Source organism: Duncaniella muricolitica, from assembly GCF_910574735.1.
Lineage (GTDB): Bacteria > Bacteroidota > Bacteroidia > Bacteroidales > Muribaculaceae > Duncaniella > Duncaniella muricolitica.
The window spans coordinates 1-17,654 of the sequence record NZ_CAJTCF010000079.1; the positions used below are offsets into that span (position 1 = coordinate 1).

At 41.3% G+C, this 17,654-nt stretch carries 18 protein-coding genes and 1 pseudogene; 14 read left to right on the forward strand and 5 right to left on the reverse strand.

Going from position 1 to position 17,654, the window contains the following annotated elements; genetic code table 11:
• The first annotated feature begins 191 nt into the window (after positions 1-191).
• The 14 genes from QGT73_RS14355 to QGT73_RS14420 all read left to right on the forward strand — a co-directional run bounded on the left by QGT73_RS14355 (position 192) and on the right by QGT73_RS14420 (position 14,727).
• Positions 192-638 carry a hypothetical protein gene (locus QGT73_RS14355; protein WP_280122873.1) on the forward strand — a complete coding sequence of 149 codons (447 nt, stop codon included), beginning with the start codon at positions 192-194 and terminating at the stop codon, positions 636-638.
• Positions 639-640: 2 nt separating this feature from the next.
• Positions 641-901: a phosphopantetheine-binding protein gene (locus QGT73_RS14360; protein ID WP_068960708.1), complete on the forward strand. Its 261-nt coding sequence runs from the start codon at positions 641-643 to the stop codon at positions 899-901.
• A complete protein-coding gene (locus tag QGT73_RS14365) occupies positions 807-2,699 on the forward strand; it encodes a beta-ketoacyl-[acyl-carrier-protein] synthase family protein (protein ID WP_235606679.1) in 1,893 nt (630 codons plus the stop codon). The genes QGT73_RS14360 and QGT73_RS14365 overlap by 95 nt, the downstream gene beginning before the upstream one ends.
• The gene (locus QGT73_RS14370) at positions 2,692-3,078 is read left to right on the forward strand and encodes an EamA family transporter (RefSeq protein ID WP_068960710.1); all 387 of its coding nucleotides are present in this window, start codon (positions 2,692-2,694) and stop codon (positions 3,076-3,078) included. Before QGT73_RS14365 ends, QGT73_RS14370 begins: the two co-directional genes overlap by 8 nt.
• Positions 3,079-3,082: 4 nt before the next feature.
• Positions 3,083-3,703, forward strand: coding sequence for a flexirubin biosynthesis/transport protein LolA2 (gene lolA2, locus QGT73_RS14375; protein ID WP_068960711.1), 621 nt, complete (start codon positions 3,083-3,085; stop codon positions 3,701-3,703).
• A gap of 109 nt (positions 3,704-3,812) precedes the next feature.
• Positions 3,813-4,109 (forward strand): hypothetical protein, encoded by a 297-nt coding sequence (locus QGT73_RS14380; RefSeq protein WP_084274016.1) that lies wholly within the window; start codon positions 3,813-3,815, stop codon positions 4,107-4,109.
• Positions 4,096-4,464 carry an ApeI family dehydratase gene (locus QGT73_RS14385; RefSeq protein ID WP_068960712.1) on the forward strand — a complete coding sequence of 123 codons (369 nt, stop codon included), beginning with the start codon at positions 4,096-4,098 and terminating at the stop codon, positions 4,462-4,464. Before QGT73_RS14380 ends, QGT73_RS14385 begins: the two co-directional genes overlap by 14 nt.
• The gene (locus QGT73_RS14390; RefSeq protein ID WP_068960713.1) at positions 4,430-5,926 is read left to right on the forward strand and encodes a glycosyltransferase; all 1,497 of its coding nucleotides are present in this window, start codon (positions 4,430-4,432) and stop codon (positions 5,924-5,926) included. Before QGT73_RS14385 ends, QGT73_RS14390 begins: the two co-directional genes overlap by 35 nt.
• Positions 5,919-7,403: a phytoene desaturase family protein gene (locus QGT73_RS14395; protein ID WP_068960714.1), complete on the forward strand. Its 1,485-nt coding sequence runs from the start codon at positions 5,919-5,921 to the stop codon at positions 7,401-7,403. Before QGT73_RS14390 ends, QGT73_RS14395 begins: the two co-directional genes overlap by 8 nt.
• A 5-nt stretch (positions 7,404-7,408) precedes the next feature.
• Entirely contained in the window at positions 7,409-8,248 is an 840-nt protein-coding gene (locus QGT73_RS14400; RefSeq protein ID WP_068960715.1) for an alpha/beta hydrolase, read from the forward strand.
• A 15-nt stretch (positions 8,249-8,263) separates the two neighbouring features.
• The gene (locus QGT73_RS14405) at positions 8,264-11,836 is read left to right on the forward strand and encodes a 1-acyl-sn-glycerol-3-phosphate acyltransferase (protein WP_068960655.1); all 3,573 of its coding nucleotides are present in this window, start codon (positions 8,264-8,266) and stop codon (positions 11,834-11,836) included.
• Positions 11,820-13,166 (forward strand): alpha/beta hydrolase-fold protein, encoded by a 1,347-nt coding sequence (locus QGT73_RS14410; RefSeq protein ID WP_068960656.1) that lies wholly within the window; start codon positions 11,820-11,822, stop codon positions 13,164-13,166. Before QGT73_RS14405 ends, QGT73_RS14410 begins: the two co-directional genes overlap by 17 nt.
• A gap of 12 nt (positions 13,167-13,178) precedes the next feature.
• The gene (locus QGT73_RS14415; RefSeq protein WP_068960657.1) at positions 13,179-13,403 is read left to right on the forward strand and encodes an acyl carrier protein; all 225 of its coding nucleotides are present in this window, start codon (positions 13,179-13,181) and stop codon (positions 13,401-13,403) included.
• Between the two features lie 7 nt (positions 13,404-13,410).
• Positions 13,411-14,727, forward strand: coding sequence for a class I adenylate-forming enzyme family protein (locus tag QGT73_RS14420; protein WP_068960658.1), 1,317 nt, complete (start codon positions 13,411-13,413; stop codon positions 14,725-14,727).
• A 313-nt stretch (positions 14,728-15,040) separates the two neighbouring features.
• Here the strand turns inward: QGT73_RS14420 and QGT73_RS14425 are convergent, their stop codons facing one another.
• The 5 genes and pseudogenes from QGT73_RS14425 to QGT73_RS14445 all read right to left on the reverse strand — a co-directional run.
• Positions 15,041-15,766 carry a DUF5131 family protein gene (locus QGT73_RS14425; protein ID WP_068960659.1) on the reverse strand — a complete coding sequence of 242 codons (726 nt, stop codon included), beginning with the start codon at positions 15,764-15,766 and terminating at the stop codon, positions 15,041-15,043.
• 3 nt (positions 15,767-15,769) lie between these two features.
• On the reverse strand, positions 15,770-16,159 hold the full coding sequence (locus QGT73_RS14430) for a hypothetical protein (protein WP_068960660.1): 390 nt from the start codon (positions 16,157-16,159) through the stop codon (positions 15,770-15,772).
• 35 nt (positions 16,160-16,194) lie between these two features.
• Positions 16,195-16,770 carry a DNA-3-methyladenine glycosylase I gene (locus QGT73_RS14435; RefSeq protein ID WP_068962041.1) on the reverse strand — a complete coding sequence of 192 codons (576 nt, stop codon included), beginning with the start codon at positions 16,768-16,770 and terminating at the stop codon, positions 16,195-16,197.
• Positions 16,771-16,931: 161 nt separating this feature from the next.
• Entirely contained in the window at positions 16,932-17,222 is a 291-nt protein-coding gene (locus QGT73_RS14440; RefSeq protein ID WP_256359325.1) for an HU family DNA-binding protein, read from the reverse strand.
• 149 nt (positions 17,223-17,371) lie between these two features.
• Positions 17,372-17,485: pseudogene (locus tag QGT73_RS14445) on the reverse strand (DUF3873 family protein); the annotation flags it as partial.
• Between the last annotated feature and the right edge of the window lie 169 nt (positions 17,486-17,654).

The window sequence follows — 17,654 nt, forward strand, 5'->3', positions numbered from 1 at the left end:
TATCCACAAGATGACGGAACTTGTCATTGTCGAGGAACTTGACTAATTGAGCAAAAACGTACTTGTCTTTTAACATAACAGCCTGATTCAGACTGCAAAGTTAATTTCAAATCGTCGCATCTCAAAAACGCTCACAACAAATTGAATTTCAATAATTTCAAAGTACTCTTATGATTTTTTAGTGGACACTAATGGGCGATTATCCCAAATTTTATAAAATGGATTCTCTTTCCAAGTTAGGATTCATCGCATCCGAGATACTGTTGCAAGCTGAGAAGGAGAATGATTTTGAAAATACGCCCTCAAGAGGAATAGCCTTTTTCAATAGCCATGCATCGCTTAATACGGATATTGCCTACTTGGAAACAATAAAAGACAAAGGAAATTATTTTCCTTCTCCATCATTATTTGTCTATACATTGCCCAATATCGTTACGGGAGAGTTAGCCATCCGACATCATCTACTTGGCGAGACAGCATTCTATATCCTACCTAACAAGGATTGGAACAGAATAACTGACATTATTGAATGTATGTTCTGTGATGAACAAATAGATTCAGTGATTGGAGGTTGGGTGGAATACATAAATTCAACCAGTTTTGAAGCAAATATTTTTATCGCAAATAAAACCAACTAAATATGGAAGAAATAATTTTAGAGTTGAAAGAGAAAATTATCGATGCCCTCAACCTAGAGGACATAACACCCGAAGAACTTGATGCTTCGGCACCTCTGTTCGGTGATGATGGAATTGGCCTCGACTCCATTGACGCGCTTGAAATAATAGTGCTTCTCGAGAAGAACTATGGCATCAGACTTGCAAATGCTGCCGAAGGTAAAGCAATATTTACCAGCATTGAAAGCATTGCCAAATACGTTCAGGAAAACCGCAAGAAATAATCCTATCATGCCACAAAGCATAGCCATAACAGGTCAGGGTATAATCTGCGCAATAGGTGTGGATTGTGAATCCGTGCTGTCTTCCTTGAAGAAGGAGGAACATGGAATCTCACAGATTAAGTATCTTGAATCAATTCATAAAGAGCTTCCTGTCGGAGAGGTCAAGCTTTCTGACAATCAAATGAAAGATATTCTTGGGCTACCCACAGACAGAGAAGTAAGTAGAACATCGCTGCTTGGTGCTATCGCTTTGAAACAGGCAATGAAATCTTCTGTACTAAAGAAAGAAGATTTAGCCGGGAAAAGAGTTGCTCTCATATCGGGGACAACTGTCGGTGGTATGGATGTAACCGAGCGGCATTATCCGCAAATGCTTTCAGATAAGGGGAAAGCCCGGTATGTAAGACAACATGATTGTGGAAACAATACTAAAGAGATAGCTGAATTATGTGGTATAGAAGCCGATTTGATTACGATTTCCACGGCTTGCTCATCCGCATTGAATGCCATTATTCTTGGTTCCCGATTATTGTTGGCCGATAAAGTTGATATTGTCCTTGCCGGAGGAAGCGAAGCTCTAAGTCGATTCCATCTCAATGGTTTTAACAGCCTAATGATATTGGATTACGACAGTTGCCATCCTTTTGACAGTAACCGTCATGGACTTAACTTGGGAGAAGGAGCTGCCTACGTCGTTTTGGAGCGGGCAAAAGACCTATCTATGCGAAAAGGATGTAATCCTATCGTATTTATAGCAGGATATGGCAACAGATGCGATGCTTTCCACCAGACAGCGACGTCTGAGAATGGAGAGGGAGCATACCTTGCAATGACCGATGCCATTGCGATGAGTGGCATTAACCCGTCAGAGATTGATTATATCAATGCTCACGGCACTGGTACTCCCGACAATGACAGAAGTGAGTCTCAGGCTATACTTAGAGTCTTTGGCGAGTCCTATCCTCCAGTATCAAGTACCAAAGCTTTTACAGGCCATACAACGTCCGCCTCAGGGAGTATTGAAACAGTTATTTGCATGTTGTCGATGCACAATAACTTCATTCCGGCGAATCTCCGCTGGCAACAAAGTTCAGAGGATTGCATTATCCCCTCCAAAGGGCAACAAAACGTTGAGTTACACAATGTAATGTGTAACTCCTTTGGTTTCGGAGGAAACGAATCTTCACTGATTTTGTCTCGTACTCCCGTCCTTCTGGATGATGTAAAAGACTCAGCTGAATATGGAATTTCCTCCATTCATGAGATTACAAACACCGAGGACTTGTCTGATGTCAAAAAATATGTGACAGCCATGGAGGCTCGCCGAATGAGTAAAATCATGAAAGCAGCAATCTTGACTTCCATGCAGGCGATTGAATCAGCAGGTATCCAAAAACCAGATGCCATTGTCATCGGGACCGCATATGGAATGCTTGATCAGGGAGAGAAAATTCTCAATCACATAGAAGAAGAGGGAGAAGAAGGGCTTAGTCCTACTTTGTTTATGCAGAGTACACATAATACTATTGCTGGAACATTGGCCACTCGTCTGAAATGTCATGGGTATAACATCACCTATTCGCAGGGAGAAGATTCTTGGGATTTAGCAATATCCGATGCCAAACAACTGATTTCGGAAGGGAAGGCAGAGAATATACTCGTGGGACTGCATGACTATTGTCCCGAACATTTTCGTCAAATTTTTGAATTTGCCGGAATAAAGGTTCCTGCTGAAGTAATTTCTAGAAGTGTAATTGTATCAAAGCATAAAATAGGAAAGGAGGAAGGCAATGAATAATTCGTTACTGTTTAACCTCTCCACTTATGGTTTGTTTCTGCTTGCTTTGATTCAGAGTGCAATCCTTGCCTTTGGTCAAGTTTTCTTGAAGATAGGCTTGATGAAGATGGAACCATTCGGATGGAATGCAGCTTTTTGGAGGTCGGCTTTACTTAACTGGCAGTTTGCCCTTTCCGGAATATGCTTCGGAGGAGCCAGCCTTTTGTGGATGTATATCATAAAGAAATTTCCTCTCAGTATGGCCTATCCTTTGGTCAGTTTAAGCTACGTTTTTGGACTATTGGCTGCAGCGTGGATTTTCCACGAAGATGTCAACCTCAATAAATGGATTGGAGTTGCATTGATAGTGGCGGGCTGCTTTATCATTTCTAAACCATAAAATCATGAGAAAGATAATAATATTGTTGACTTTGTGTTTGACGCTCGGGGTTGCGTTTGCCCAGAATTTCAATCAAGCTCAGGCACTGAAAGAAATTAGTGCTGCGGCAGCTTCAATAAAAACTATGCAGTGTGATTTTGCCCAGACAAAATCGTTGAAAATGCTTGGCGACAAAATGGTCTCCAGAGGTCAGATGTGGTGTGAGCAACCAAATATGCTGCGGTGGCAATATAACACTCCATACACTTACACATTCATCCTCAATAACAATAAGGTAACGGTCAAAAAAGGCAATCATAGTGATGTGATTGATGTGAACAAAAACAAGATGTTCAAGGAAATTGCAAGAATCATGATGAATAGTGTCTTGGGGAAAGTGCTGACAGATAAAGCAGACTTCAAATCGTCCGTTATCCACAAGAGCAACTATTACATCGTTACTCTGATTCCTCAGAAAAAGGAGATGAAACAGATGTTTACTTCCATCCTTTTGCATTACGACACAAAACTCAAATTAGTTACGAAGGTTGAAATGCACGAGAAGAATGGAGATAGTACATTGATCGAATTGAAAAATATAAAAAAGAACACTCCGATAAATGCTTCGCAGTTTAAGATTAATTAGTCTACTACTAATACTGTTGAGTTGCCATGGCTTTGTATTTTCGCAGAGTCCGGTTCTTGCATATCCTGACTCGGTAGGTCAGAGATCCCGGTATGAGATTGTCATAGAAATGCCTAAAGCCTATCTTAGCGGACTAATGATTATGCACAAGCCATCAGAAGGACATGTAGATGCGAGTGTAATCAATGAATTTGGCATTTCTCTGATGGATATAAGCTACGATGAGAAAAAGGACAAGGTTAAAATACACAGTATAACTGACAAGATGAACAAGTGGTATATCAAGAGGTCACTGAGCGGAGACTTTAAGAATATCTTTAAAGCTATGCATCAGGGTTCACAAGAATACCTAAATACAAAACGCAAAATCAAATATTCTTTTCAACCGGCAAATGAAACTGAATAGGAATTTATATAAAATCATCAATAAGGAAACTGTCGGCGAGGTGACTACATATATAATCACCCTTATTCCTTCATGCGTAATATACGCCGCCCATTTTCCGGGAATGCCTATTACTCCAGGCGTTTGCCAGATTCAAATGACAAAAGAACTTTTGGAGGATTGTCTTAATAGGACATTGAGAATTTCGGGAGTGAAAAATGCGAAATTTGTTTCCGTTCTAACTCCGACAGACAAACCAATAAGAGTCTCATTAAATAAAATTAAGCAAGAAGACAATCAGTTCAAGGTACAAGCCGTGATTGCTGATGATGATACAACCTATGCCAAACTCTCATTACAAACAGTCATTGCATGACAGAGGCATCTGTGTGATAATACCAGTTTATAATAATGAGGGTACTATTGCAGACGTGGTGGGGCGAACGCTTCTCCACTGTGATGACGTAATTGTAGTGAATGACGGTTCTGCCGATTCGACAAAAGAATGTTTGGAACGTATTGCCGGAATAACAATTATCAATTCTCCTAAGAATGAAGGAAAAGGGTCGGCATTGAGAAGAGGGTTTAGGAAAGCTTTGGATTTGGGTTTCGCTTATGCGATAACTCTTGATGCAGATGGGCAACACTATCCTGAAGATATTCCTCTGTTCTTGGATGCCAACATCGAACATCCGGGATGTCTGATTGTCGGGTCCCGTGATTTAACCGGGGTTGTCAGATCTAAAGGAAGCTCGTTTGCAAATTCCTTTAGTAATTTTTGGTTTTGTGTTCAGACGTTGCATAGACTACCTGATACACAAACTGGTTATAGGCTTTATCCACTCAAAAAGTTAAAAGGGTTATCTTTCTTAACCTCACGTTATGAGGCGGAGCTTGAATTGTTGGTATTTGCCTCGTGGCACGGTGTAAAGCTAATTTCAAAGCCGATAAATGTCTTCTACCCAAAACCGGAAGAACGGGTCTCCCATTTTAGACCCGGCCTTGATTTTACAAGAATTTCAATCTTGAACACGATACTGTGTGTTTTAGCTGTGATTTACGGTATTCCATGTTTCTTGTACAGAAGTCTGAAAACGGGCTTATTTACAATTACCACCTACATTGTGTATCTTGTCGGAGCTCTCACAATAACCCCCATTGCATTCGGAAAGGCTTGTTATACTAAACTGACAGGGAAACCATCTTATAAACTGCATAATGTCGTGACAACATTCAGTAAGACAGTTGTTAAGTTACTCGGTTTGTTCGGTGCGAAAGTAAAAGTAGATAATAAATCAGGTGAAGACTTTAAGAAACCTGCATTGATTATATGCAACCATCAGAGTCAATTAGATTTAATGGTTCAATTGAGTCAGACAAACAGGATAATATTTCTGACAAACGATTGGGTGTGGAAAAATCCTATATTTGGTGCCATTGTTCGGTGTGCGGAATACTATCCCGTCTCAGTGGGATTGGAAAAACTTTTGCCCAAGTTGCAAGAGTTGGTGGATAGAGGATACTCAATTTCAGTTTTTCCAGAGGGTACGAGATCAGAAGCGGAGGAAATTAACCGATTCCACAAAGGTGTATTCCATATTGCTAACACTCTGAATCTGGATATTTTGCCTCTTGTTGTTTATGGGACAGGGAAGGTTATGCCGAAACATGGATGGCTTATAAAGAGGTGGCCAATATGGCTGAAAATAGGGAAAAGGATGAATCAAGAAGATTTGACCTCTTTGGGGACAACTCTACGGGCACAGGCCAAAAACCTGCGTGGAGAATACCAAACTATTTACGATAACTTGAAAAATAGGATTGAAAGGAATGTCTAAACAAAAGGTCATAATAATTGGTGCCGGACTTGGTGGTCTTGTATGTGCAGCCATTCTTGCAAAAGAGGGGCTTGATGTCACTGTTGTAGAAAAGAATCCACGTGTTGGAGGATGCCTACAAAGCTATTGCCGTGACAATGCAATATTTGATACAGGAATGCATATCTTTGGAGGTATGCACGAAGGCGGTAATATAAGAAGAATCTTTGATTATCTCGGTATTTCAGAGATGCTTAACATTCATGATCTTGATGCCACAAACAGCATTGAAGTATTTGTAGATAAAGATAAAACAACCCAAACATTCTCAATGTACAGAGAGAGATTTGTAGAATCCCTCTCAAAGATTTTCCCGGAAGAAAAGAGCAATTTACAGAATTATCAAAATAAGGTGGACGAGGTTATGGAGCAAATGGATTTGTTCCATCTTCGGGCTGACCGTGGATTAAATACCGTTGGGAATGTTGATTTCAACCTTCCTGCGAATAAATTTATTTCTAAATATATCGACGATAATCGGCTGGTAGCCTTATTGGGCGCACTGAATGTTCTATATGCCGGTGAAGCGAATGTCACCCCGGCATTTTTACACTCCTCAATTTCCACTATATTCTTTAATGGTGCTTGCCGAATCGCCGGAGGTTATGAGACTCTTGCAAATGCTTTGACGTCTGTTATAACAAATCATGGAGGGAAAATTCTTGTCAATAGTAAGGTAATCAAGATAAATTCTGACAATAAAGAAGTTACCAGTATTCTTACTGACAATGGCAATATTCTCAAAGGGGATACTTTTGTATTGGCCTCCCCTGTGAATGAGTTGGAATCACTTATAGATAACCCCAGACTTTTGTCAAATGCCTACAAGTCTTTTATTTCCATAAAAGAAGATTCAATCTCATCCTTTATCGTAAATATCCGGCTTAAAAAAGATAAGATAGAATACAGTAATCGTATTGGTTTCTATTTGGAAAATTACGATACGACATGGGAAGATGAATCCTGTGCTGATATAAAGCGGTTTATGTATATGACACCACCTGTTGTCAATCAAGGAAAATTCGCAGAAACACTCAACGTTGTGGCTCCTTTGAGATGGTCTGAAGTAGAACAATGGGAAAAGAACGTCAAAGGAGCAAGGGATAAGGATTACTATACCTTCAAGAATAAACTAATAGAATTCATATTAGACAAATTATCTGAGATATATCCAAGTCTTAGAGAAGCGGTGGAGTACATAGATTCCGCCACGCCTTTAACAATCCACGATTTTACGGGTGTTAGGCATGGAGCTATGTGTGGTTTGCGCAAAGATTGTAATGATGCCATTCCATTTATTCCCTTGCGTACCAAGATTCCCAACTTGTTTCTTACAGGACAAAGTATAAATATGCATGGCTTTTGTGGCGTGACATTGACCGCAGTACAAACTTGTGAAGCGATTCTTGGCAAGGATTATCTTATCAATAAAATTTAAACGAAATGAAGAGAATCACCTCCATAATAGCTGCAATAATAATGACAATCAACTGTTTTGCCAAAATTAATATATGGGAAAATACAGATTGCCATAAAAAGGTAAAGCTAACTCCTTATATAGTCAATGGCGATAATAATATCGGGATTATTGTATGTCCCGGTGGGAGTTACTTTTGGCATGATAGCGAAACCGAGGGGCATGAAGTGGCTAAATGGCTCAACAATAACGGAATTTCTGCGTTTGTTTTGGACTATCGAACTGCCTATGTCCCCGCATTTATATTCCATCATCGGTATCTATTTAGAGGAAATCGTTATCCTGACCCACAAGATGATTTACGACAGGCTATAAAAATAGTAAGAGAGAACGCAAGTGAGTTTGGGGTGGATTCTACTAAAATTGGGGCCATGGGATTTTCAGCAGGTGGACATCTCGTAATGTCTTCTGCAGAACTATTTGATCCGCAATATCGACCGAATTTTATTGTTCCGATATACCCTGTTGTTACCATGACTGAAAAATGCGTTCATAAAAGGTCTCGCAGAGGATTATTGGGTGATAATAAACAGAATGACCCGGAATTAAAGAATTTACTTTCACTAGAAAGACATGTTCCGGAAGATTGTCCGCCTGTCTTTTTGGTGAATTGTAAGGATGACCCTATTGTGGATTACCACAATTCTGTATTGTTGGATTCGGCTCTCACGTCAAAGAACATTCCTCATCAATATCTTTTGTTTGAGACAGGAGGACATGGATTTGGTGCATCTGAAACAAAGGGTTCTGCTGAATGCAGGGAATGGAAAGAAGCATTCCTAAACTGGATAAAGACAATATTCTGATAAAGATACTTCCAAATGACTAAGATTGCACTCAAAATACATGACTTCATGCAGAGCCGCAGAAGGTTTTGCCTTCTGTCGTTTATCATAGTCACGTCAGTCCTCTCCTGCCTGTTGCTACGTCTGGATTTTAAAGAAGATATTTCGGATTTTCTTCCATTGGAAGGCAATCATCAGGAGGCGATGCAGGTCTATCAAGATGTGTCGGGGGCAAGTAAGATTATTGCCATATTTCAAGCGTCAGATTCGCTTAATGCAAATCCTGACGATATGGTGGAAGCAATCGATTATTTTGAAAATATCGTCTCTGAAAAAGATTCTGCTGCATATGTCAGGGAATTGACTACGCAAATCAACTTGGAGAAGATTTCGGAATATACCGACTTCGTCTATTCTAATATCCCTTATTTCCTCTCCGAGGAAGATTATACGAGAATGGACAGTCTGCTGAATACCCCCGGCTATATTTTATCTCGGCTTGAAGAGGATAAGGAACTGTTAATGTTCCCCACATCCGGATTGCTGTCTGAAAATCTTCAAAGAGATCCGCTCAATCTTTTCTCTCCCTGCGTAGGTAGGCTTCAAAGTGGCCAGTCTGCAGATAATATTGAGATGTATGACGGTTATATCTTTACTCCGGATATGAGCCGCGCCTTGGTTCTAATGGAATCTCCATTTGGAAACAGTGAAACTCATAACAATGCCGTTTTAATGGATTTCCTTGCGGAACGGGCAAACGAGGTTGAAAACGAGTTTTCAGGAGTGACTGTTCATTACATCGGGGGGCCGGCCATTGCAGTCGCCAATGCTACACAAATTAAAGAGGACAGTCTGTTATCCATTGCAATTGCCGCAGTTCTGATTGTGGCGTTACTTATTATTGTATTTAGAAAGGCTTGGAACATTATCCTTATTGTCATTTCGGTTGGATGGGGATGGTTGTTCGCAATGGCGATGGTATCGGTGATTCATAGTAGTGTTTCATTGATTGTTGTGGGAATATCAAGCATTATACTCGGTATTGCAGTCAATTATCCGCTCCATCTGATAGCTCATACTGCGCACACAGGTTCGATGAAACAAGTGCTAAGAGAGATAATAGCTCCCTTGATAATAGGTAATATAACCACTGTAGGAGCGTTTGTTGCACTTGTCCCATTGAAAGCGGCTGCTCTCCGCGATTTGGGGATTTTCAGTGCTTTGATTCTTATTGGCACCATTTTATTTACCGTTGTATTTCTGCCTCATGCAGTTCGTAAAAAAGGAAACCGTCAACATGAGATTTCTGTCAAATGGCTAGATTGGTTGAGCAACATTAGACCGGAAAAAAAACGTTGGGTTGTCCTTGGCGTGGTGTTACTCACTGTCATATTTGGCTATTTTAGTCTCAAAACAGACTTTGACTCTAATATGAGCCATATAAATTTCATGACCGACCGTCAGAAAGCGGATATGGTATATTTTAAGGAACTGACAAGCAATAACTCAGACAACACTGAAACTTTATATGTTGTAAGCTCCGGAAACACGCTGGATGAGGCTATTGATAACAATGCCGCGTTAAGACCCAAACTCAAACAAGAACTTGCTTCGATTGATAGCGTTTATCAATCTGACATGCAATTTCTACCATCATCAAAACAGCAAGCTGAAAGATTGGAAAGGTGGACTAATTTTATAGCGACTCATAAAACTCTTTTGACAGATTCCTTGACGCAGGGGGTACTTACAAAGGGCTTCCAGAAAAAAGCATTCTCTCCCTTTGAAGATATTCTATCAGGAGAATATGCCCTCCAAGACAAAGACTTCTTTAGCCCTCTTAATTCCATTAATTCTCAGCACCTCAGCATTGACAGTATAAATGGGAAATACCGGGTTGTCAATCTGATTTCTGTGCAGAAAGACAAAATGGAAGTTCTCCGTCAAAAGATTGATAGCCTCGAAGGGTCCCATTTCTGCTTTGATGTGCAAAGTATGAACAGTGCTATTGCCAATGGCCTCTCAGACAACTTCAGCTATATTGGATGGGCCTGTAGTTTGATTGTGTTCTTTTTCCTATGGGCTTCTTTTGCCTCCATTGAATTGGCTTTGCTCTCGTTCCTGCCTATGGCAGTCAGTTGGATTTGGATTCTGGGAATTATGGGAATGACCGGAATACAATTCAACATTGTCAATATTATTCTCGCTACTTTCATCTTTGGACAGGGAGATGATTACACAATCTTCATGACCGAAGGCTGTTGCTATGAATATGCTTTTAGGAAAAAGATGCTTGCTTCCTACAAAAGTTCGATTCTTGTGTCCGCTCTCATTATGTTCATCGGAATCGGAACTTTGATATTTGCAAAACATCCGGCACTCCATTCATTGGCTGAGGTTACCATTGTTGGTATGCTCTCGGTTGTATTGATGGCTTATCTATTGCCTCCTTTGGTATTCAATTGGATCACAAAATCTCATGGCAAATATAGGAAACGCCCTCTAACGCTCGGACCGTTACTTCGTACTTGGTTCTGTGGAGCATGGTGGCTATCTCAATTACTAATCGGATATATCTTGGGCTTCTTCCTGTTTATTATTGGTCCGAGGACACCAAAAACACTGGCTCTTTTCCATCGTTTTGTCACTTGGTCACATAGAATTGACCTTAAATTGATGCCCGGTGTTAAATTCAGAATGCACAACCCGTATAATGAGACTTTGAATAAGCCCTGTGTTATCGTGTGCAACCATCAGTCCTTGCTCGACCCGATGTATTTTATGGCATGGAGTCCTAAGATTCTCATTGTGGCAAATGAGAGGTCAAGTATGAATCCGGTGGTTCGTATAATGTTCAAGTGGTTGGGATTCTATACAATCCGGCAGTCCAACTTTACTGCATGGAAGGATTCTTCTTTGGAGAGAGACTTGGAGATTTTCAAGAAGTATGTCGAGGAAGGCTATTCAATAGCCTTCTTTCCGGAAGGAATGCGTAATCCCGATTCTTCCATTCTCAGATGCCATAAAGGACCGTTCTATCTTGCAAAGCAACTTAACATTGATGTTTTGCCTGTGTTGCTGCATGGCGTTAACTATCTTATGCCCATCCAAAGCTTTGCCTGCTACAAGGGAGAAATCAATATGCGGATAGGTAAACGGATAACATCGTCAAGTCCTATATGGAATGAATCATACTCTGCATTCGCCCAGAATGTTCATCGCCACATGAAGGTTGAATACAAGGCAATGTGTTGCAAGTATGAGACGGCAACCTATTTTGCATCTCTTGTAAAAGACCGTTATCGATATAAGGGGACGGAACTATTACAGGAAGTAACCCGTAACCTAAAAAAGCACAACAATTATTCCGATTTGGTAGACCATACTCAACCGGGATGTGTTGTTATTAAAAATTGTGGATATGGTGAAATGGCTCTATTGATGGGTCTTGTCCATCCCGACATCAAGGTATTTGCAATTGATTCGGACGAAGAAAAAATAACAGTAGCAAAATATGCTGCTGAGGGAATTGTTACTAACGTAGAGTTTCAGACCTCTATGGATTTATCAACGATAGAAAACTTAAAGCTTTATGAATTTTCAGTGTAAACAGACATACGTTCCTAAAAAAGTATGTGGTGCAATATTGGCCGGTCTGATATTGTTTTCCTCTCTTCATGTCAACGCTCAGGAACCAATTACCATCAATAGCGACAACTCTGTCACAATTACTTATATAGATCCGAAAGCCGAGAAAGTAGAAGTACAGGGTACATTCTTCCAAAAAGGGAATTCTTTAATTCCTATGGCTGGAATGTTCTCCAAAGATGGTAAAGCTGAAATGACGAACACTGGAAATGGAGTTTGGACTTATACGTCGCAGCCGCTCAGTTCTGAACTCTACTGGTACGATTTCGTAGTGAATGAAGATTCTGTGCGTTTCGATAAAAGGAATAGGGACACAACTCGGGATATAGGCTCTACCTATAACTATTTTATCATCAAGGGCGGGATTGGAGATAACTTTACTGATGCGCAAACAAAAAAAGGCACATTAGAATATGATTGGTACCCATCATCGTTGAATGGAATGAGTAAACGCCGTATGGCTGTATATCTTCCTCACGGATACAAATCATCATCTCGACGCTATCCAGTCCTTTATCTCCTTCATGGTTCGGGAGGTGATGAAACTGCGTGGGCTGATTGCGGTCGTTTATCCCAAATAATGGATCATCTTATTGCAAATGGCACATGTGAACCAATGATTGTTGTCATGCCCAACGGCAATGTGGAGTTAGCAGCCGCTCCCGGAGAAGATCCTAACAATCCGAATGTTCAACCTTCTAGCAACAATGTTTCATCGATGTTTGGTAAATTCGAGAAATCATTTGTCCCCGAGATTGTCAATTATGTTGACAAGAATTATCGTACGGTTGCAGATAAGCAACATCGAGCCATAGCTGGGTTGTCTCTTGGTGGCCTTCATACACTGTACACCTCATTAAATAATCCTAATGAATTTGATTACATTGGATTATTCTCGGCTCAAACAACAAACGCTCTTGGAGACAAAAGTGTCGGCGGATTGAAAAGTATAGGAGAAGGTTGGAAGCAACTAAAGCAAGCACTTCCTTTTTTAGGGGGTGGTAGCGTTGACCGAAAGATTAGCAGTATCACTGGAGGAGAATCCGATAAGAATTTGGATATATATGATAATTTTGATTGGAAATTGAAGAATTTCTTTAAGAAAAATCCCAGACTCTTCTATATCGCCGTAGGGAAGGATGATTTTACAAAGAAACTTAACGATGACTTAAGAAAAAAACTTAACAAGGGTTGCTATACTTTTTTGTATAATGAATCAGATGGTGGACACACTTGGAGCAACTGGCGTAAGTATCTGATTGACTATCTTCCCCGATTGTTTAAAAATTGATAACTACAGAAAATGAAAGAACATATTAGAACTTTACTGGAAGACCTTCTTCCTCTCGTAGATTTAGATTCGGACTTCCTTTTTGCCGAATTGGATTCTCTTGGCGTAACGACTATTTTGATGGTGCTGTCTCAGGAATATGGCATTGAACTAGAAGCTAAAGATGCCACTCCCAAGAACCTCCGTTCGCTTGACAGCATAGTCGAAATGGTAAACCGTAGGCTGGCAGAAAAATAAAGGTTATATGAACCGACTGGAAGATTATCTACGTGAACATGCACAATCTTCGCCCCAGAGGATTGCTTTCCAAAATTCCGATGGAATTTTGACTTATAGTGAACTATGGACGGCGGTCTGTGAACGTGCGTCGGAAATTGAATCCGAAACCTCCCGTGTCTATGTATTAAGATCCGCGCATGATTTTGATTTCATCATAGACTATTTCGCAGCTCACAAGGCCGGGAAAGTGGTTGTTCCTCTTGAAAAGGACTTGCCCGATGCTCAATTTCAGGGAATACTGGAATTGACATCGCAGGCTGATATGCCGGGAGATGTAACCGACATACTTTTTACGACCGGAACAACCGGTAAACAGAAAGGGACTATGATTAGCCAAGGTATCATTATATATGATGCTGAAAACTTGATTGATGCACAAGGCTTTTCTTCGAACCTGACGTTTATTATTACCGGTCCGCTTAACCACATAGGAAGTTTGAGTAAGATATGGCCGTCAATAATAGTTGGTGCTTCCATTTATATCATGGACGGGCTCAAAGACTTGCCAGCTTTCTTTAAGGTGGTTAAGGATGCTCCTTGGAAGGTGGCTACTTTCCAAGTTCCGGCCAGTCTCCGTATGATGATACAATTCGGTGAGAAACAACTAAGGGATTGTTCTGAAAAATTTGATTTCATCGAAACTGGAGCCGCTCCAATTTCGCAATCCGACATGGAGAAACTATGCGAATTGCTTCCGCATACTCGTCTTTATAATACTTACGCCTCCACAGAGACCGGAATAATCGCGACCCATAATTTCAACGGAGGATATTGTGTAGCTGGGTGCTTAGGAAAGCCGATGAAACACTCAGCCTTAACAATTGATGATGATGGGTTTATTGTATGTCAAGGTAAGACGCTAATGATTGGCTATTGCGGAGACCTGGATGAAACAAATCGAGTTCTCAGAGAGAATAAAATCTTCACGAAAGACAAGGGAATCCTCGATGAAGAGGGCCGATTGCAATTAGCCGGACGAGATGGAGATATTATAAATGTCGGAGGGTTCAAGGTAAATCCTGTTGAGGTTGAGGATGCCGCCCAGTCGATGCCGGAGATTGATGACTGTATTTGTATTCCATCACAGCATCCGGTATTAGGAATAGCACTCCGTCTTCTCTATGTTGTAAAAGAAGGTCTTTCCGTTGAGAAGAAAGCGTTAGCCAAACACCTTGCATCAAAGCTTGAAGGTCATAAGGTTCCTCAGTTATATACCCAAGTCGATAAAGTTGAGCGCACCTACAACGGTAAGCTCAACCGAAAAGCGTATAGCCCGAAGTAGGAATAACTTTGAAACTCATCTTTCCAATTGTCCATGTGGTGGTTGGGATAACGGCCTTTGAAGACGCGATAGCAGATTGGGGTTCCCTTGGGAATGCGTTTGCTGCCGTAGCCCATGCGGTCGATGTAGATGTCATAGCCTTCGGCTTTTAGGCGCCGTGCTATATCGTTGGCGAAGTCTTGTATCGGACAATTTTTGTAAATTTCAGGGAAGTCGACAAAAAATGGAAGTTCATGGTTTTGATTTCTGATGCAAAGTTATTCCTCTCATATCGCAAAAGGTGATACAGCTTTACGAATTTTCAAAAAATAAATCAGAAATCAAAATCCAATCCGGCTTTTTTAGCTTGGGAATGCTGATGTTCCCTCGGAATATGGTATTGACGACCGTCTTTAATCAGATATGAGCCAGTCTGATGAAAGTTGAACGGTACTCCCGACTCCCGGCATTGTCTTTGCATATCAAGAACCCAGTTAAAGTCCAGAGGTCTGGCATATTTGCCGGATTCACCACCGACCGAGACCTCCTCAATCAATTCCGGATTGAGGTATTTGCTTATGTCAATCTTTTCTATCATTGGCGCGACAATTACCATGCGGTGCTTGATTGGCAATGAGAGAAATATCGGCAAACGATAATCTGCGCGGTCCTGATTTTCGACCGTGCACCCGATACCAACATGGTTATATCCTTCGCCCCAATCATCCGGGAAGCACTGCATAAGGCGTTCTATGCGTTTTGTGAAGAAAAAGAATGTGCAATCAGTCCGTTGGCGGATAATATCCCAGATTTCATCACGCCACTCATCGGCTTCTTCAATCAGAAAATCAGAGGTGAAGCACAGCGCAAATTCCGTGCCTGACGGAAATTTCCAATTCTTCTTTCTATCGCGCTTTATAGGTAGATTGAACGATGCCGTTTTACGCACTTCATTTGACGGTGTGACCGTGCCAAACGCCGCATCCTCACGGTAAACGTAACAATGCTTGCATCCCGTACTTATCTTGTGGCAACCATGCCACGGATTCCACATCGGCATAATTCAATCTCCGCAACTGTCAAGTCCTAATTGCACAATATCTTCTGAATCCTCAATCACTTCGGGACTGCACATCGACTCTTCCGCTGCTTTTACTGCGCGACGTGCGTCTTTGGCTTTCTTCTTAGCCTTGCGTTTGATCTCGTCCTCTATGAGTTGCTGTTTCAGAGATTTTACAACCTCAGGTTTTTCACGTTTGAAACGTTTCTCATATAGATTTTCAATGTGCTGTGGCAGTAGTGTCTTCCACGGTTCCTGCTTATGATTGTCAATCTTGCGAAGTGAATCCGGTTTGAATCCAAGTTCACGCGCCATCTGTACCTGCATGTCAGAAAGATGGTGACGCTTCTGCGCCACCATCCAGTCTTGTATGATTGTCCGTCTCGAAGCCATAACTATTGTTTCTTAGTATAACGCCAATCAAAGTTTTATAGTTGTCCTTTGCAGAGGCAATCGTTAAGGTGGTCATCTACGAAGCCTGTGGCTTGTAGATGGGCGTAGCAGATTGTTGAGCCGAAGAATTTGAAACCTCGCTTCTTCATATCTTTAGCGATTGCATCCGACTCAGGCGATGTGACCGGAATATCAGCCATTGTTGCCGGATGATTTACAACGGGGAAATCTCCGTGAAAGACAGACCTCAGATAGTTGAAGAAGCTGCCGAACTCTTTCTGAATCTCGATGAACAGCCGGGCATTGGAAATAGCCGACTGGATTTTACGGCGATTCTTGACTATTCCGTCAAATTTCATCAATCGCTCAACATCTTCTTCGGTCATGGCAGCAACTTTCTCAACATCGAAGTTGTGAAATGCCTCACGATAGCCTTCTCGTTTGCGCAGGATTGCTATCCAAGCCAGTCCAGCCTGTGCGCTTTCCAACGTGAGGAACTCAAAGAGTATATGGTCATCCGTGACAAGGCGACCCCATTCTTCATCGTGATATTTCACATAAAGAGGGTCGTCTCCGCACCACGGACAACGACTCAGTTTCTCAGATACCATTTTAATCCCAGTCATTAAGGTTGGCTATTATGCGGTCGATGTCACTTTCATCAAAAATCTCCGGCTGTTTCTCGTGACAATGACAGTCACCATCGCAATGACAACCGCATTCACAGGTATCCGTCAGTTCTTCGACTGTGTTCTCATTTTCATGTCCCATCTTACTTCGCCACCACCTTCTTGAACTCGGCTGCGGGTTTGAAAGCCGGGATATTGTGAGCCGGGATAATGATAGTTGTATTCTTGGAGATGTTACGGGCAGTCTTTTCCTTGCGCTCCTTTACGATGAATGAGCCGAAGCCACGGAGATATACATTTTCGCCGTGTGCGAGGCTGTCTTTGATTGAAGTCATCAGTCCTTCTACTACTGCGAGTACGCTTGCTTTCTCGATGCCAGTTGTCTTGGCAATCTCGGTTACTATTTCCGCTTTTGTCATATTATTTTTTGAAATTGGGTATGCAAAATTAGCGAAAAATCCTGATATTTGGAATAATAAGTTGCCTCTCGCCGCCTCCAAAGGCGGCCGAAATTTTTAGGATTTTGAGCGTAAATCAGCGGAGCAATTCTTCACAGGATTGCTCCGCTTGGCGTATATTACGACTATTGGCTATTATTGCTCCTTTCTGCAAGCCATTCATCGCGCCATTGGCGACAAAGTTCAATAGTGGGTGCTGTTGCTGAGAATAATTCGCCATCGGTATGACGATATTCGTATATCTATTGGAATTTCTTTGAATATGGGCGATAGGGATTGTAGGCTTTAGAGTATAGTTCTTGTCACTAGTGTCCCATAAAAATGGGAGCTAGTTAAAAATTAAATAAATTTGGTCCACTTGGGTCGTAGAGAACATTGAAATTTTGAGATTTAGTTTTGTCGAAGAGA

Coding starts and splice junctions, on each gene's coding strand:
- lolA2 (WP_068960711.1), top strand. CDS start 3,083: ATGAGAAAGATAATAATATTGTTGACTTTGTGTTTGACGCTCGGGGTT.
- QGT73_RS14415 (WP_068960657.1), top strand. CDS start 13,179: ATGAAAGAACATATTAGAACTTTACTGGAAGACCTTCTTCCTCTCGTA.
- QGT73_RS14420 (WP_068960658.1), top strand. CDS start 13,411: ATGAACCGACTGGAAGATTATCTACGTGAACATGCACAATCTTCGCCC.
- QGT73_RS14410 (WP_068960656.1), top strand. CDS start 11,820: ATGAATTTTCAGTGTAAACAGACATACGTTCCTAAAAAAGTATGTGGT.
- QGT73_RS14395 (WP_068960714.1), top strand. CDS start 5,919: ATGTCTAAACAAAAGGTCATAATAATTGGTGCCGGACTTGGTGGTCTT.
- QGT73_RS14385 (WP_068960712.1), top strand. CDS start 4,096: ATGAAACTGAATAGGAATTTATATAAAATCATCAATAAGGAAACTGTC.
- QGT73_RS14360 (WP_068960708.1), top strand. CDS start 641: ATGGAAGAAATAATTTTAGAGTTGAAAGAGAAAATTATCGATGCCCTC.
- QGT73_RS14365 (WP_235606679.1), top strand. CDS start 807: ATGGCATCAGACTTGCAAATGCTGCCGAAGGTAAAGCAATATTTACCA.
- QGT73_RS14400 (WP_068960715.1), top strand. CDS start 7,409: ATGAAGAGAATCACCTCCATAATAGCTGCAATAATAATGACAATCAAC.
- QGT73_RS14390 (WP_068960713.1), top strand. CDS start 4,430: ATGCCAAACTCTCATTACAAACAGTCATTGCATGACAGAGGCATCTGT.
- QGT73_RS14425 (WP_068960659.1), bottom strand. CDS start 15,766: ATGCCGATGTGGAATCCGTGGCATGGTTGCCACAAGATAAGTACGGGA.
- QGT73_RS14405 (WP_068960655.1), top strand. CDS start 8,264: ATGACTAAGATTGCACTCAAAATACATGACTTCATGCAGAGCCGCAGA.
- QGT73_RS14370 (WP_068960710.1), top strand. CDS start 2,692: ATGAATAATTCGTTACTGTTTAACCTCTCCACTTATGGTTTGTTTCTG.
- QGT73_RS14430 (WP_068960660.1), bottom strand. CDS start 16,159: ATGGCTTCGAGACGGACAATCATACAAGACTGGATGGTGGCGCAGAAG.
- QGT73_RS14435 (WP_068962041.1), bottom strand. CDS start 16,770: ATGGTATCTGAGAAACTGAGTCGTTGTCCGTGGTGCGGAGACGACCCT.
- QGT73_RS14355 (WP_280122873.1), top strand. CDS start 192: ATGGGCGATTATCCCAAATTTTATAAAATGGATTCTCTTTCCAAGTTA.
- QGT73_RS14380 (WP_084274016.1), top strand. CDS start 3,813: ATGCCTAAAGCCTATCTTAGCGGACTAATGATTATGCACAAGCCATCA.